A 418-nucleotide genomic window follows, 5' to 3' on the forward strand; every position below is an offset into this window, starting at 1 on the left:
CCAAAGCGATGAATTCGGCCACGTCCAGCTGTTCGGCGCGGGCATCGGGACGCACGCCGGCGGCGATGAACTGCTCGGCGGACACCACGTTGTTCAGGGCATTGCGCAGGGTCTTGCGGCGCTGCCCGAAGGCGGCCTTGACCACCTCGGCGAAGCGCTTGTGGTCGTTGATGTTGATCGCGGCCGGGTCACGCGGCACCAGACGCACCACGGCCGAATCGACCTTCGGCGGCGGCCGGAACGCGCCCGGCGGCACCACGAACAGCGAGGTCACCTGGCAGTAGGCCTGCAGCATCACGCTGAGGCGGCCATACACCTTGCTGCCGGGGCCGGCCGCCATGCGGTCGACCACTTCCTTCTGCAGCATGAAGTGCATGTCGCGGATGACCGCGGCATGCTCCAGCGCATGGAACAGGAT

The 418-nt window shown here is 67.5% G+C and carries 1 protein-coding gene; it reads right to left on the reverse strand.

All coding sequences use genetic code 11. The features are described 5' to 3' along the window. Positions 1–418 (reverse strand): rRNA adenine dimethyltransferase family protein (locus tag HYE82_RS37060; RefSeq protein WP_179178601.1); only part of this gene is annotated, 418 nt, incomplete at both ends.

The organism is Streptomyces sp. BR123 (assembly GCF_013401435.1).
Classification (GTDB): Bacteria; Actinomycetota; Actinomycetes; order Streptomycetales; family Streptomycetaceae; genus Streptomyces.